The 273-nt window shown below is 71.1% G+C and carries 1 protein-coding gene; it reads right to left on the bottom strand.

What is annotated here, in order from left to right; genetic code table 11:
- The coding region (locus SB717_RS35805) for a substrate-binding domain-containing protein (RefSeq protein WP_410907721.1) at positions 1–273 on the bottom strand (273 nt) is incomplete at both ends.

The raw sequence follows: 273 nt of genomic DNA, 5'->3' as shown, positions 1-273 counted from the left end.
CCTGCAGCGGCTGCCGGATGGTCGTCAGCGGCGGACGGGCCCACGACGCCGACGGCGCATCGTCGAAGCCGACGACGGACACGTCTTCGGGAACGCGCAGGCCGGCCTCGCCGAACGCGCGCATCGCACCGATCGCGAGGTAGTCGTTGGCGGCAAAGACGGCGGTCACGGATCCCGCGCACACGTCCTTGACGAGTTCCTGTCCGGCCTCGTATCCCTGGTGGGCACCCCACCCGCCCGTCTCAAGGATCCGCACGGCCGCGGCACGTGATC

It is taken from the genome of Priestia sp. SIMBA_032 (assembly GCF_046535215.1).
GTDB lineage: Bacteria > Bacillota > Bacilli > Bacillales > Bacillaceae_H > Priestia > Priestia aryabhattai.
The sequence above is the reverse complement of the archived record's forward strand: the minus strand, read 5'-3'. Positions and strand labels throughout refer to the sequence as shown.